The organism is Peribacillus sp. NPDC096540 (genome assembly GCF_050278525.1).
Taxonomy (GTDB): domain Bacteria; phylum Bacillota; class Bacilli; order Bacillales; family DSM-1321; genus Peribacillus.
Window position 1 is genome coordinate 136,105 of sequence record NZ_JBNNTG010000002.1, and the last position, 14,197, is coordinate 150,301.

Genomic DNA, 14,197 nt, shown 5'->3' on the forward strand with positions numbered 1-14,197 from the left:
TATTCATCATACCAGAAGATTAGTAAAATAAGAATGTGAAAATGATGTTTCGATATCATCCCAGCGGGGTACGTAAATAACATCATTTCTTAGGAGGGATAACATTGGGATACATAGCACCTGTAACACAATTTGATTATATTCAATACGCCAACCGGACAGTCAGGGCTGCAGAGAATGTAAGAATTGTTAAAGGAACAGCACCCATTCAACCTATCCGTCTTAATCAAGTTTTGGAAGAAGAAACGGGACGTTTTGAAAGAAATCACCAAGATCATTACCGAAACAAGGAAAGAACAAATGGAGCAGAAACTTATAAGATTCAAATCGGGATGAGGAAGAAAGAAGAACTAACGGCTGAAATAACAGGAATAGGGGGGGATTTTAACGAAGTAGTGTAAATCTTGAATAAAAACAAAAGAGGACACGTAAGTGTCCTTTTTGTTCTTTCTTAAAGAATGTCTATTTCTACAATTAAAGCTAATAACAATTGCAGTAAAAGTTGGATGTTAATAGCGATATCTGCATCAGTTGTTGTAATATCGATATCACGGCTGTTTTCAACAATCGTTTTTTGGCGTGTAATTTGTCTTACACTAGAAGATTGAATTAACTCTTGGGTAATTCGATCAGCATGTTCAGAATCTGCAATGGAAATACTTACGATGACCGCAATTGCTGCTTGTAGAGCCGTTTGTAATGAAAGTGCCGCTTTAACATCTGTAGAAGTAACATTTACATTACAAGAATCTTTAATGTAAATTAGTTCTTCAGTAAGTTGAAGTTGAGAATTCTCCTGTCTTGCCTCTTGTTCAATCTCGGTTTCTTCGTTGCAGAATCCTGTTAAGGGGTGGCGTGAAGCGGAATCTAGAGCCGACCATGATCTTTCAGAGTCTTCATGAGTGTTACAGTTGCTGCGATATACATTTTGGTTCATGTCGTTTTTTCCTCCTTAGGTTTTATTCCCTATTAAAATATGCTTGGATGGTTAATCTGGTTGGACGAATAAATCAATTCATTCGTCTATTTTTTAATATTTAAGCAAAGTATTAGTAAGGCGGGGATGAAATAATAATGAAGCTGGAACTTTAGGAATGAAATGTATGTGCTGCTAGGTCTAGTTTTACTTAATTCTCGCCAACAAGTAAGGTTTGATTAGGTGATATGGTGATCATTTATCTTTGGAATCCGTCAATTTGTTGTGAATAGAATTTGTAATTGGATTAACATCTTTTTCCGTGATGTTCTTTTCTTGGTTTATGATTTTTTGCGATTGCTCTTGTAAATAACGAACGGTTTCTCTTAAGTTGCTTTTCTCTTTTTCAGACAAGTCAACTTTTTCCTTTTTAAAACCATGTTTTCTCATAGTCCGTGAAACGAGCAGTTCCATTAGTCTTTTTTGAGACTCCTCCAGGTTAAAATCATTGTTACTCATAAAATTTTCCCTCCTTCGTACTTTCTATATATAGTCTATGTATTTTTGCGGAGATTGCCATTGAACAGAAATGGTTTTTTTATAAAACGATAATTTAAGATCATGAACGAACAAAAAAACGCTGTCCAATCAGAAAACTGAAAGGACAGCGTTTTTATATCATAAAATGTTTTTCTTCATCGTTTTATGGGGTATGCCAGCGTCCATAAATTCGTCGGAAACAATCTGATAACCTAGTTTCGAATAAAAAGGAATCGCGTGTAGCTGAGCATCAAGCTTTAATTGAGGAATTTTATTTTGTTTGGCAAATTCCTCAATAGCACTCATAATCATAGCACCAGCCCCATTTTTTCGCGCTGTTGAAAGTACACATATGCGCTGGACCTTACCAACACCGTCAATGCCCCTGAATCTCCCGGCCCCAATCGGCTGTTCTTGTTCATTATATAAAACGAAGTGAGTGGAGTCTTCTTCATATTGATCAATCTCTTCCTCAATTGGGACATTTTGTTCATCGACAAATACTTTTTTTCTAATCATATAAGCATATTCACGCTCTTGGGTGTTTTCGGCAATTTTTACAAACACGTAATTATTCAGCTCCTAATCTAAATGTTTCATATACGGTCCATGCCCCATCTTCAAGCTGGTACAATAAGTGGATTCGCTTTACTTCTTCTTCATGGCTAACATCTAGCATACTAAGTTGGCCTAAAACATCAGAGTGCTCATTATCGGATAAATCCTGAGCAATCGTAATGTGCGGAACAAAGGCATATTCACTTTCACTTTTGCAAAATTTCTCATCGTGAAGGGCTACATGCAGCTCTTGAAGTTCCTCGGATAATTCGACTTTAAAATAAATTGTATTGCTCACGGGTTGGAAAGACTTCGCTTTCGTTACATTTAACTTAAAAGGCTGGTATTTTTTTGCAATGTCTTTTAATTGTTCTGCAACTGTAGAAATTTCCATATCTGTAGCTTCAAACGTTTGTTTAAGCGTAATATGTGGTGGAATGAAAGCGTACTTCGTATCATAACGTTTTCGATAGGAGTTAGCTAAATCTTGAAGTTTTTTTGAAGGGAAAATTGCAACACCATATTTCATAATTGTAACCTCCTGAAATTTTTAATAGTTGTAATATTGTATTTGGAAATGCTTTATTGAACCTTTCTTAAAAGAAGGGTTTCTAGTTTTGTTAGAACATTTCCAATAGTGCTCTTTTTAAATCTGCCTGCCAATACTTCCAGGTATGATTACCTTCAAATTCTTCATAGAAGCAAGGAAATCCTTTTTGATTTAACAATTTATGCAATTCCCGGTTAGGTTCTATAAAGTTTGCCCGATTTCCATCTGTCGTGGGAACATCGGTTTCCTCGGTCCCAATTACATGATAAAGCTCTAGGAGATGCGGATTCTCAAAATTACGGACAGCATCCAAAACTGCTTCATTGGCAAGCGGAGACTGCATGATGCACTTCCCAAATGTATGAGGATATTGCAGAGCAGCTAATAAAGAAACAGTGCCACCAAGAGAGTCACCGATTAAAGCACGACCATGTCCCATTTGATAGGTTGGAAATTCATCATCTAAAAATGGAACAAGTTCATGGGCGAGAAAACGTATGTATTCAACGTGCTGTTCCCCATCTGGATGATATTTACGCCTGCGGTCAAATCGATCTTTATAAGGAATACCAACAACGATGATATTCTCAATTTCATCGTTCCCTAATAGTTCATCCGCTACGCGACCAATCCGTCCCATCTGAAAGTAATCACGGCCATCCTGAGCAATAACAAGCGAATATTTATATAGTGGAGAAAAATTAGCAGGCAAGTAAACAAGTAGCTCCAATTCTTCTGCTAAAGCTTCACTTTTAAACATGTACTCTTTTATCGTGCCTTTGCGTAAACTCATTCTTCCGCACCTCTATAATTAATAATGAAAAACTACTTACTTGGCTATTTTATCACAGCTTCGTATCTTTTTCTCGTGACTTGAATTTCAAATAGAAAAATTTCATTATATTTTCTAAAAATTTAAAATATAAAATGCTATAATGTAAGGATATAGAAAAATATTACAAAAAAAGAGGTGGCAGAGAAATGACAGATGTACACGTACACAGCAGGGAAGTAACAAGAGCGGCTAAGCAAACATTAATAGAACGTGGTGTCAGTGTGGAAGCCATTGCAGAAATTGTTTATGAATTGCAGTTCCCTTACAAAGCTGATTTGAAATTGGAGGAATGCATTCGCAGCGTAGAGCGAGTTCTTTTAAAAAGGGAAATTCAACATGCTATTTTAGTAGGTGTGGAACTTGATAAGCTTGCTGAGCAAAAGAAGTTATCAGAACCACTGCAATCAATTGTTGAATCGGATGAAGGCTTGTTCGGAGTGGATGAAACAATTGCCTTTGGTGCAGTACTAGGCTACGGAAGCATTGCTGTAACAACCTTTGGACATTTAGATAAAAATAAAATAGGTGTCATTCACGAACTGGATAAGAAGCAAGAAGGAGTAGTGCATACTTTCCTGGATGATATCGTTGCCAGTATTGCTGCGAGTGCCGCTTCAAGATTAGCCCATCGTCTAAGAGATGAAGAAGAATCATTAACTGAAAAGGAAAAGGACATTCAGGAAGAGGAAGAATTAATCGGTTAAATTTTTATGAAATAATACCATATTTTTCATCCTGATCTATCATACCTAGGTTTAATAAGGCGGGCAGAAAGAATATTGTTCATTTTAAATGTTCGTTTTGTCTGCCTTAGAAAACAATAGGCACGAATATGTCCTGGATTTATTTCAAGCACCTGAATTTTCCGCTGGGTAATCTTCCCTTGTTCGGAGAGATAAATAATCTCTAAGGGAATATTTCCCTCCATATGTTTACGAAGAATATATTTCATTTTTTATCACTCCTTAGCTTATTTTATTATATACGAACGTATGTTTTTTATGCAAATAAAAAAGAACACTAGTTCGTATTTCTTAGCAGAGAAAGTTCTTACAAGATAAACATAAAATTTTTTTGAAATAATTCGTTGACTTTTTATTAAAAAAACTTATAATAAATTATGTACTTAAGTAATAGAACAAGCTAATTAATACATATGACTTGTTAGCTCAGTGGGAGAGCACTTCCTTGACAGGGAAGGGGTCGTGGGTTCGAATCCCTCACAGGTCATCCGAACGGCGGAAGCATTGTTAAACAATGTTTTTGCCGTTTTTTATTTTATCATTTTACTATTCAAAGTAGATAGTAACGTAGATACCTTGCCCTCGAATATCTTGTTCGGGGGTTTTCTATGTCCATAGAATAGAATGAAGCAGTATCCTCGTTGTTTCGATAATAGATATTACATAGATGGAAATGTAAATTTTTGTAAGTAGAAAATGCTAGTTTCGCGGAAAAAATCATGAGAAACTAAAAATTCAATTACATGATATTAAAAAAGGTAGCTAAATGGTTAAATACCTGTGGGAACAGAGTAGCAAAAATGGATTCATACACTGTTATATTAAAAGATTAGCTGGCAGCAGGAAAGGGCAATATATATGGAAGAATAGTAAAGTGAAGGAGAACCATGTATTTTAATAAAGAAGGAGAGATTTACATGCGATTAGTAGGAAAGAAAATAATCAGTCTTGTGCACCATGATTTTGAAGATTTAGAGCTCTGGTATCCAATCTTACGTTTAAAAGAAGAGGGAGCGATTGTTCACCTCGCTGGAGAAAAGGCAAATGAAACATATATTGGAAAATATGGTGTGCCTGCAGTATCAGATTTTGCATATGGTAGTATTAAAGCGGAAGAATATGATGCCATCCTTGTTCCCGGAGGTTGGGCCCCTGATAAAATTCGCCGTTTTCCTGAAGTGATTACACTTATCCAGAGTATGGAAGAAAGTAAAAAGCCTATCGGACAAATCTGTCATGCAGGATGGGTCTTAATCTCTGCTAAAATTTTGCAGGGGAAGAATGTAACGAGTACACCTGGAATTAAAGATGATATGGAGAATGCTGGGGCAACATGGATAGATAAGGCTGTTGTAGTAGACGGACATCTTGTATCCAGCAGGCGTCCTCCGGATCTTCCAGATTATTTAAGAGAATTGATTAAAGTAATTGAAAAACGTTAAAACATAATATGACAAAAAAAGTGGTTTTTCCTCCCGGGAAAATCACTTTTTTATCAATGAATTTGTGATAAAAAATATTTTCGGAAAATGATGATAATGAACGAACGAACCCGGAATGTTGGTAAATAGGATTTCGAAGGCGTAATCCCTCATACAGAAAAATTCAGGATACAGTAAACAAGGGCCTCGGGCATTGGTTTGGTTTGGAAGGGCTATCGAGATGTTTGAAGGTAAGGTGAAAATTAGAGGAGGGTAAAAAGTATTCTTTAGAAGAAATAAGCCAAAACTCCAAGAAGCGGGTGTCGTTATCGACACCTGCTTTTTTTCAATATGGGGAAAGAGTATGGATATGTTTACTTGTATTGATCGAGGCTATTTTTCGAATAATAGTAACAAAATACTTTTTGGGCGGGGATAAGGTTTGAAAAATATTCGAGAAATTTTCATTGATGATATAAAAAGTATATATAAGAATGTTTTTGTTTGTATTGTTATTATTTTTCTAATGTTTATCCCGTCAATTTATGCTTGGTTTAACATTGTTGCTTCTTGGGATCCTTATGCGAATACGGAAGGAATCCTTGTTGGTGTTTCCAATAATGATAAAGGTACAGAGTTAAATGGTGAAGCCGTGAATATTGGCAATGAAGTTATAGATGGGCTAAAGGGGAATTCAGATTTAGGCTGGAGATTCACAACAGAAAAAGATGCCATTGCAAAGGTGGAAAAGGGAGATTATTATGCATCTATCATCATTCCAACGAATTTTTCAGAGCATATTGCGACCATCATGACAGATGACCCTATAAAAGCAGAGATTGATTACTATGTTAATGAAAAAATCAATTCCATTGCTCCTAAAATGACTGCAGCAGGGGCTAATAGTATTGTGGAAAATGTGAGCAAAAGCTTTGTTAAAACAGCTAGCGGAAGTATCCTTTCAATCTTTAATGAACTGGGAATCACGTTGCAAAATGAGCTACCGACCATTCAAAAAATGAAGAATATGGTGTTTTTTTTAGAGGAGAAACTACCTGAGCTTGAGCAAAATATCAAAACGGTCCAAACACATGTGAAAAGGGCTGAAGACATCATTAAGATGGTTAATGATGGTCTTGATTCAATAGAAGGAATAACGTCACAAAAAGACAAATTAGTGTCAGACGTTTCAAGTTATGTAGATTCAACAAGGCAGGCATTCGAAGGAATCAATCCACTATTAGAAAATGATCTTGCATTTGTAAGAAGCGATAATGAATCTATCTTAGTGCTGGCGAACCGGTTAACTAATCAGGAATTGCAGAGCAATGAGATGGATCAGCTAGTTGGACAAGGGATAACGAGGATGAAAAAAGAGCTGTACCTGTTGGACAGTATGTATAATTTATTGGTGAGGGTCAATCAATTTAGTGAAAGAAACTTGCTTCAATCAGAAATAACGCTAATGGATGATATGCGTGATAATGCTTCTAATCAACTTCAAGCGCTGAATAACCGTTCCTTTGGCTCACTTATAGAACTTGGTGAGAATAATGATAAAATCTTGGCAAGCTTTCAGGATAACTATTCAAAGGAAACAGGACCAAAGTTCAATGAAATTTGGAATGAAACGGATTCAATATTGAAGAAAGTTCAGCTCACAATGGAAGAGGGCAGCCAGGTTCTTCCCGAAGTAGGGACACTTTTAAATGAGACCAATCGAACGTTGGAAACCCGCACAGGAGAAATCGCTAAGTTACAGACTAAGTTTCCAGAAATCGAAACGAAAATAAAGGCTCTAGCTGCTAAAATGAGAGAAATCGATAAGTCTTATAACATGGAAGAAGTGATAGCTTTCTTAAAAAATGACATTGAACAAGAAAGTGACTTTTTTTCAGAGCCGGTACTACTCAATAAACACAGTTTATTTCCGATTCCAAACTATGGATCAGCCATGTCCCCATTCTTCACCGCACTTTCCCTTTGGGTTGGTGGAACAATATTAATTTCCATGCTAAGCATGGATGTTTCACATAAAGTTTACAGCCCGTATCAAATATATATTGGGCGGTACCTAATATTTTTCATCATTGGGTTAATGCAGGCACTCAGTGTTTCTATAGGAAATATTATCTTAATTAATGTTTATGTAGCGGATAAATTTGAGTACATCGCGTTTTCTGTCTTGATTAGTACAGTATTTACACTCATTGTCTACACCTTTGTTTCAGTTCTTGGAAATGTTGGAAAGGGAATAAGTGTTGTCTTAATGGTCCTCCAAATATCAAGTTCAGGCGGGACCTTCCCTATTCAAGTGACACCACCATTTTTTCAACATATCAATCCCTTCTTGCCATTCACCTATGCCGTTGGTTTACTTCGTGAATCGGTTGGGGGAATAACCTGGAGTGTTGCTGGCAAGGATATTTTTGTCTTATTTCTTTTTTTAATAATCACTCTCATCTTAGGTATCGTTCTGAAGAAACCATTGCATGCCAGAACGCAAAAAATGAAGGATAAACTATATGGAAGCAGAATTTTTTAAAAGTAGAAACGAGATCCTCTGATTTGCCGTCACTCAACTGAATCAGGTGTCCCTGAGTGAGTTTTTTATTAAAAGGTGAGGTAGAGAAACTAAAAGTGGAAGAAATTGTTCCACAATAGAACTCTTTTGATCTCCACTTTTGTTATGATGTACATTTTTTAACTTAGGGACCTTTCTTAGTTATTAATGTGAAACGTATGGAAATGGGAAGAATTTTTAGTTGTATGATAATACCCTTTACGATGACTATCAGTTATCAGGTTATTCTGAAAGATAATTAAGCTTTTTCACTTTGTCTTTGGAGTCTTCAAGTATGTTTGCTCTAGCTATTGGTCCAATTACTTTTCTTAAATGTGAAAGGTTTGCGCGATTATAAAAATATTCATTACATAATAGTCGGAATCCTTATTTTAATTAGGGTTTCAGGCTATTTTTCTTTTTATGGGTTTGAACTAGTATAATGATCTTTACGAAATTATGTAGAGTTGTTTTATTTACCCAATAAATAAGAGGTGATAGAAAGATACCGATAAATTAGAATTTTTGCATTTTTATAGTTGACAAAAACCATTGGATTAATCATTATTAAGAAATAATGTATAGTAAATCAATGTGATTTAAAAGTGGGGTGACTTTATGTATTTAGCAATAGATGGAATTGAAAAAAGTTTTATGAATGAAAAGAAAGAAAGCATAAAGGTGCTCGATGAGATTAACATAGAAGTCGAGAAAGGAAGCTTCGTTTCGATTGTTGGGCCTTCAGGCTGCGGTAAATCGACACTCCTTTATCTAATTGCTGGTCTGGATAAGGCTGATAAAGGCCAAATCCGTGTAGCTGGAAAAAAGGTGATGAAGCCAGGACCGGAACGAGTCGTAGTGTTTCAAGAGGCAGGGTTATTTCCTTGGTTAACGGTACTTGAAAATGTTACATACGGATTGAAGTTAAAGAAAATGCCCAAAGAAGAGGCGAAATCGAAGGCATTAGACATTTTAAAAATGGTTCACCTGAGCCGCTATGTGGATTCCTATCCACATCAACTCTCAGGGGGCATGAAACAGAGGGTAGCCATTGCAAGAGCGCTGGTTATGGAACCGGATATTCTGTTGATGGATGAGCCATTTTCTGCGCTTGATGAGCAAACGAGAATGGTCTTGCATAAAGAGCTGCTCGAAATCTGGAGAAAAACAAAAGTGACAATCTTTTTTGTTACCCATAATATTCGTGAGGCTGTTCAGCTTTCTGAAAAAATTATCGTCTTTGCAACCCGTCCCGGGAAAATTAAAGAGACAATTTCCGTCCCATCCATGAAAGATGGAGTTATGCCAGATAGTGTAACTTTGAACACTGAACAAAGGGTTCTATCGATCTTGCAGGAGGAAATTGAAAAAGTGTTGAAGGAGGAAATGGGGAATGATTACAGCTTTAAGACGAATCATATTCATCGCGATGATAGCGGGGATATGGGAAGTCACATCTAGGCTTTCCAGTCTTCCAGATTTCATGTTTCCCAGCCTGACTCAAGTGTTGGAAACTCTGTTTAATGGACTAGTAAGCGGACAAATAACCGAAGCTATCGGAAAAAGCCTTGGACGTATCCTGATCGGCTTCACGATTGCCATTATAATAGGTCTAATATTAGGATATTTCATTTGGCGGTTTAAACTGGTTGAGGATACGCTTGGATTCGTAGTGACGGCTTTACAGTCTATACCGAGTATCGTTTGGTTCCCTTTGGCAATAATTTGGTTTGGATTGAATGATTTTTCAATTCTCTTTATCGTCACTATTGGCGCAACTTGGACGATGACAGTTAATGCAACCAGTGGATTCCGGAATGTGCCCCAGCTGTATCAACGGGTTGCCAAAACATATGGATCGACCGGGTTTCATTTTCTACGTACCGTGATTTTACCAGCATCTGTTCCACAAATAATATCCGGGCTGCGAATAGCATGGGCATTTTCTTGGCGTGCATTGATGGCAGGTGAATTACTTGGGGGAGGCGGCGGTCTTGGACAATTACTGGAAATGGGCAGATCACTTGGACAAATGGATTTGGTCATCTCCGTAATGATCATTATCGCAATCATTGGAACAATCGTGGATAATGTTGTCTTCTCACGCCTAGAACGTAGTGTTCAACTGAAATGGGGAGTAAATCAACGATAGATTAATAAGATTATAGTTTAAAAGGAGAGGGAAATATGCTGAAAAAATCATTTTTTGCCCTTATTATGTCTGTATTGTTAATCGGAATAGTAAGCGGATGCACACAATCCACAAGTAAAGAAGAGGGAAAAGGCTCTGGTAAACAAACTGTGAAAATTGGATATTTTCCCAACTTAACTCACAGTGCAACGATCATTGCACTTGAAAAAGGCTTTTTTGAAGAAGAGTTTGGTGAAGATGTTAAGATTGAAACCAAAACAGTGGCTAATGGTGGGCTATTTATGGAAGCAATGGCTACAAACGCTATTGACGTCGGAACAGTTGGGCCTGGTCCATTACTTAACTTTTACGTTAAAAACCCGGAATACCACCTGATCTCTGGAGCTGTTAATGGAGGGGCCGTTCTTGTGGCCAGTGAGGGCAGCAAGGTTAAGGATTTAAAAGATTTAGACGGTAAAAAAGTAGCGATTCCTGTTATTGGAAGTACACAGGATGTCATGCTTAGAAAAGCGCTTCAAGATGTTGACTTAAAACCTACTACAAACGGTGGCACAGTTGAATTATATGCGTCAGCACCTGCTGACACAACTGCTCTTTTTGTCCAAAAATCAGTCGATGCAGCAGCTACTCAGGAACCATGGGGATACGTATTGGAAAACCAAGCAAAGGGAAAGTTAGTGCTTGACTGGGATCAGTTTGCATGGGGAAAAGATTCACCAAACACCGTAGTGGCTGCGAGCCAGAAATTTTTGGATAAAAAAGGTCTCTCCGCTTCTTATTTGAGAGCTCACAAAAAAGCAGTGGATTTTATCCAAAACAATCCTGAAGAAAGCCAAGAACTAGTTATTAAGCATTTGAAAGAACTGACTGGAAAAGAATTAAGCAAAGAAGAAGTTACCTCTGCGTTTTCACGCTTAGAAGTAACAACGGAAGTTAATGAACAAGTTATTCAGGAAATGGCTGATATAAGCAAAGAAGCGGGTTATGTTCCTAGCAGTGATATTAAGGGTATGGTTGATTTATCTATTCTTAAAGAAGTATCCAAGTAAAGTAAATAAAAAAGCGCCTCAGCCATTTTGGCGTGGGCGTTTTTTTGTGGACCTTTTTAAATGAATGGGGGAATAAGCCACTTGAGAAAAAAGAATTTTAATATTGATTTATATGTAATATGAAAATAGGTGTAGTATGTGTGTTCCTTATTTAACCTTAAGAGGGTTTGAGGCTTTATTATAGGTTTTACTTTGAACCCTATTTTCATCTAGCTGACTATGGACAAACTTGGTTTAAGGCCTTAATAACTTGATCAACTTCTTCCCACGAATGGATTGTTGCACCGGCAGCTAATGAATGTCCTCCTCCATTGAATTGCCGGGCAATTGAAGAAATTGGAATGTTTCTTGAACGAATTCTGACACGGATTTCCGCAGGATATTCGATAAAGAACGCCCAGATTTTATTTCCTTTAATTGAAGAAAGGGTGTTAATTAAGTTTGAAGCTTCAATTCGATCTACACCATACCTATTTAACAGTTCCTTGGTTATAATAAAGTAAGCTACCCCATTATCGGTTACTTTGAAGCTCATAAGAATATCTTTTTGAAGCCTTGAAGAATTTTTAGTCTTTTTATTAAGGAGGTTATGGATTCTTTCTGGCTGAAAATCATAAGTTCGTAAGAATGAAACAGTTTTTAAGGTCCTTGGAGAAGTATTTCCATTCAAGTAACGCCCTGTATCACTAATTATTCCTGCATAAAATGCTTTAGCTGCTTCTTTGTTCATAATAAAATCCTCTGGGAAATTCAAAAATAAATCAACAAGCATTTCACTTGCAGAGCTATAAGAAGGGTCAACCCAAGAAAGGTCACCGAATTGTTCATATTCAGGATGGTGGTCAATCTTAATCAACATGCCCCCATGCAGATATCGGGAATCACTAATGCGTGAAGTGTTAGAAGTATCACAGACGATCACCAATGCACCCTTATAAGTTTTATCAGAAATAACTTCCATTTTACTAATAAACAACAGGCTATCCACTTCTTCTCCTACCACATAAACTTCCTTGGAAGGGTAGGAATGTTTAATTAGTTGTTGTAGCCCTACTTGTGATCCTAATGCATCCGGGTCCGGATTAATATGACGGTGGATGATAATAGTGGAATATTTCTTGATGGCTTCGACTATTTTGATTTTTATATTTTCCATTTTGCCATCCCCCTTTGAATCTTTAATTACCTCGCCGATCAATATTAAATTTTAAAAAATTTAATATAAGAAAAGAAAGCACGTACTCTTGAATCATACTTACATATAGAAATAGGTACTCTAATCATCCCATGTCACAAGTGTAAAGGCAATTCCAAGCAACATAAATATGAGCTTTGAGAGATTACAGAGTGTGTTATGAATATCAATCTTTCAAATTCATTGTTTACCGAGGGGTAGGTACAATTAAGTTAGCTAGTACTAATTAACAAACAAAATTATTGCAAAATTCAGTTAATAGATTTATACTTAATTTACCAAACCGATGACGGCAAGTTACCTTGCTGCAAGGCCGGCTTGTTTTAAACTTAGAATTAATAAAATTGACTTTATTCACTTGAACTTCCTTTGCCGGAAGACAAGCCGTGGATAAGAGTCAGTGAAACGTTCAATGTAATAACATTGTTGGTTTTGCTGGCTCTTTTCGTGTATCCCGACAATTAGAAAGGGGTGATAAAATGAATGGAGCTTTGGATGGAGTCCTGATTATCGATGTATCCCGTGTTTTGGCGGGACCGTTTTGTTCAATGATTCTCGGTGATTTGGGAGCGGATGTAATTAAAATTGAGCATCATGAATCAGGTGACGAAACGAGAGGATGGGGTCCACCGTTTGCCCAAGGAGAAAGCGCTTACTATTTATGCGCAAATCGAAATAAGCAAAGCATGACTTTGAATTTAAAGTCTGAAAAAGGGAGAGAAATTTTCCGTAAGTTGGTGTCTTCGGGGGATATAGTGGTTCAAAACTTTAAGACAGGTACCTTGGAAAAAATGGGGATAGGTTATGAGGAATTAAAGGAATTCAACCCCCAATTGATTATGGCCTCGATTACAGGATTTGGATTAACAGGTCCTTATAAAGATTTACCTGGCTATGATTATATCATTCAAGCGATGAGTGGTTTGATGAGCATCACCGGAGAAACGGATGGGAGACCCATGAAAGTTGGCGTTGCCATTGCTGACATATTGACTGGCTTATATACATGCATAGGCATTTTATCAGCTTTACATCATAGGGAAAAAACGGGGGAAGGACAGGAAATTGATATTTCGTTAATGGATTGTCAGGTTTCTTCGTTAGTTAATGTTGCCAGCAATTATCTATTCAATGGAATAACTCCTGAGCGAATGGGAAATCAACATCCTAATATTGTGCCTTATCAAACTTTTCATGCAAGCGATGGAGAGTTAGTCGTGGCTGTAGGAAATGATGAGCAGTTCAGGCGATTCACATATGTTTTAGAAAGACCGGATTTAGCGGAGCAGGAAAAGTTTAAGCGTAACGAAAATCGTTTGCTTAACAAGGAAGAATTAATACCGATAGTTGAAGATTTGTTAAAAAGAAAGACCAAAAAAGAGTGGAAAATTCTGCTTGATGATGCGGGGATTCCAAATGGCCCAATTAATACAATCGCAGAGATGTTCGAAGATCCCCAAATAAAAGCGAGAGACATGTTGGTGAATATGGAGCACCCTACTGTTGAAAATCTCAGAGTAACAGGGTCTCCCTTAAAACTTTCGAAAACACCTGTCACGATGAGAAAGCATCCACCGATGTATGGAGAGCATACCGATTCGATTTTGGCTGGAATTGGATATAAGCCAGACGAAATAATCAAATTTAAACAAAATAAAATTATTTAGGAGGAATT

15 protein-coding genes and 1 tRNA gene are annotated in these 14,197 nt (G+C 37.0%); 9 read left to right on the forward strand and 7 right to left on the reverse strand.

Translation table 11 applies throughout. The annotated features are described in order from the left end of the window. Positions 1 to 104: 104 nt before the first annotated feature. Positions 105 to 401 (forward strand): hypothetical protein, encoded by a 297-nt coding sequence (locus ACQKMR_RS02710; protein WP_427695911.1) that lies wholly within the window; start codon positions 105 to 107, stop codon positions 399 to 401. Between the two features lie 50 nt (positions 402 to 451). Here ACQKMR_RS02710 and ACQKMR_RS02715 read toward each other — a convergent pair whose 3' ends face one another. The 5 genes from ACQKMR_RS02715 to ACQKMR_RS02735 form a co-directional block, all read right to left on the reverse strand. Continuing rightward, the gene (locus tag ACQKMR_RS02715) at positions 452 to 937 is read right to left on the reverse strand and encodes a spore coat protein (protein WP_427695912.1); all 486 of its coding nucleotides are present in this window, start codon (positions 935 to 937) and stop codon (positions 452 to 454) included. Between the two features lie 234 nt (positions 938 to 1,171). Then, the gene (locus tag ACQKMR_RS02720) at positions 1,172 to 1,435 is read right to left on the reverse strand and encodes a hypothetical protein (RefSeq protein ID WP_427695913.1); all 264 of its coding nucleotides are present in this window, start codon (positions 1,433 to 1,435) and stop codon (positions 1,172 to 1,174) included. A 159-nt stretch (positions 1,436 to 1,594) separates the two neighbouring features. Continuing rightward, complete coding sequence (locus ACQKMR_RS02725) at positions 1,595 to 2,023, reverse strand: GNAT family N-acetyltransferase (protein ID WP_427695914.1); 429 nt, start codon at positions 2,021 to 2,023, stop codon at positions 1,595 to 1,597. A 4-nt stretch (positions 2,024 to 2,027) separates the two neighbouring features. Further along, positions 2,028 to 2,543: a YjcG family protein gene (locus tag ACQKMR_RS02730; protein WP_427695915.1), complete on the reverse strand. Its 516-nt coding sequence runs from the start codon at positions 2,541 to 2,543 to the stop codon at positions 2,028 to 2,030. 91 nt (positions 2,544 to 2,634) lie between these two features. Beyond that, the gene (locus ACQKMR_RS02735; RefSeq protein ID WP_053345028.1) at positions 2,635 to 3,357 is read right to left on the reverse strand and encodes an alpha/beta hydrolase; all 723 of its coding nucleotides are present in this window, start codon (positions 3,355 to 3,357) and stop codon (positions 2,635 to 2,637) included. A 188-nt stretch (positions 3,358 to 3,545) separates the two neighbouring features. Here ACQKMR_RS02735 and ACQKMR_RS02740 point away from each other — a divergent pair, with 188 nt between their 5' ends. Further along, entirely contained in the window at positions 3,546 to 4,103 is a 558-nt protein-coding gene (locus ACQKMR_RS02740) for a phosphatidylglycerophosphatase A family protein (RefSeq protein ID WP_201181790.1), read from the forward strand. Between the two features lie 26 nt (positions 4,104 to 4,129). Here ACQKMR_RS02740 and ACQKMR_RS02745 read toward each other — a convergent pair whose 3' ends face one another. Next, positions 4,130 to 4,351: a hypothetical protein gene (locus ACQKMR_RS02745; RefSeq protein ID WP_427695916.1), complete on the reverse strand. Its 222-nt coding sequence runs from the start codon at positions 4,349 to 4,351 to the stop codon at positions 4,130 to 4,132. A 206-nt stretch (positions 4,352 to 4,557) separates the two neighbouring features. Between ACQKMR_RS02745 and ACQKMR_RS02750 the strand changes: the two genes are divergently transcribed. From ACQKMR_RS02750 to ACQKMR_RS02775, 6 genes are all read left to right on the forward strand, one after another. After that, a tRNA-Val gene (locus tag ACQKMR_RS02750) sits at positions 4,558 to 4,629 on the forward strand. A 430-nt stretch (positions 4,630 to 5,059) separates the two neighbouring features. Then, positions 5,060 to 5,584: a type 1 glutamine amidotransferase domain-containing protein gene (locus tag ACQKMR_RS02755; RefSeq protein ID WP_427695917.1), complete on the forward strand. Its 525-nt coding sequence runs from the start codon at positions 5,060 to 5,062 to the stop codon at positions 5,582 to 5,584. A gap of 421 nt (positions 5,585 to 6,005) precedes the next feature. Further along, positions 6,006 to 8,108, forward strand: coding sequence for a YhgE/Pip family protein (locus ACQKMR_RS02760; protein WP_427695918.1), 2,103 nt, complete (start codon positions 6,006 to 6,008; stop codon positions 8,106 to 8,108). Positions 8,109 to 8,744: 636 nt separating this feature from the next. Next, complete coding sequence (locus tag ACQKMR_RS02765; RefSeq protein WP_427695919.1) at positions 8,745 to 9,587, forward strand: ABC transporter ATP-binding protein; 843 nt, start codon at positions 8,745 to 8,747, stop codon at positions 9,585 to 9,587. Next, positions 9,520 to 10,278 carry an ABC transporter permease gene (locus tag ACQKMR_RS02770; protein WP_427695920.1) on the forward strand — a complete coding sequence of 253 codons (759 nt, stop codon included), beginning with the start codon at positions 9,520 to 9,522 and terminating at the stop codon, positions 10,276 to 10,278. The genes ACQKMR_RS02765 and ACQKMR_RS02770 overlap by 68 nt, the downstream gene beginning before the upstream one ends. A gap of 35 nt (positions 10,279 to 10,313) precedes the next feature. After that, positions 10,314 to 11,327 carry an aliphatic sulfonate ABC transporter substrate-binding protein gene (locus tag ACQKMR_RS02775; protein WP_427695921.1) on the forward strand — a complete coding sequence of 338 codons (1,014 nt, stop codon included), beginning with the start codon at positions 10,314 to 10,316 and terminating at the stop codon, positions 11,325 to 11,327. Positions 11,328 to 11,544: 217 nt separating this feature from the next. Here the strand turns inward: ACQKMR_RS02775 and ACQKMR_RS02780 are convergent, their stop codons facing one another. After that, positions 11,545 to 12,483 (reverse strand): DHH family phosphoesterase, encoded by a 939-nt coding sequence (locus tag ACQKMR_RS02780; protein ID WP_427695922.1) that lies wholly within the window; start codon positions 12,481 to 12,483, stop codon positions 11,545 to 11,547. Positions 12,484 to 13,001: 518 nt separating this feature from the next. Between ACQKMR_RS02780 and ACQKMR_RS02785 the strand changes: the two genes are divergently transcribed. Next, positions 13,002 to 14,189, forward strand: coding sequence for a CaiB/BaiF CoA transferase family protein (locus ACQKMR_RS02785; RefSeq protein WP_427695923.1), 1,188 nt, complete (start codon positions 13,002 to 13,004; stop codon positions 14,187 to 14,189). The last annotated feature ends 8 nt before the right edge of the window (positions 14,190 to 14,197 follow it).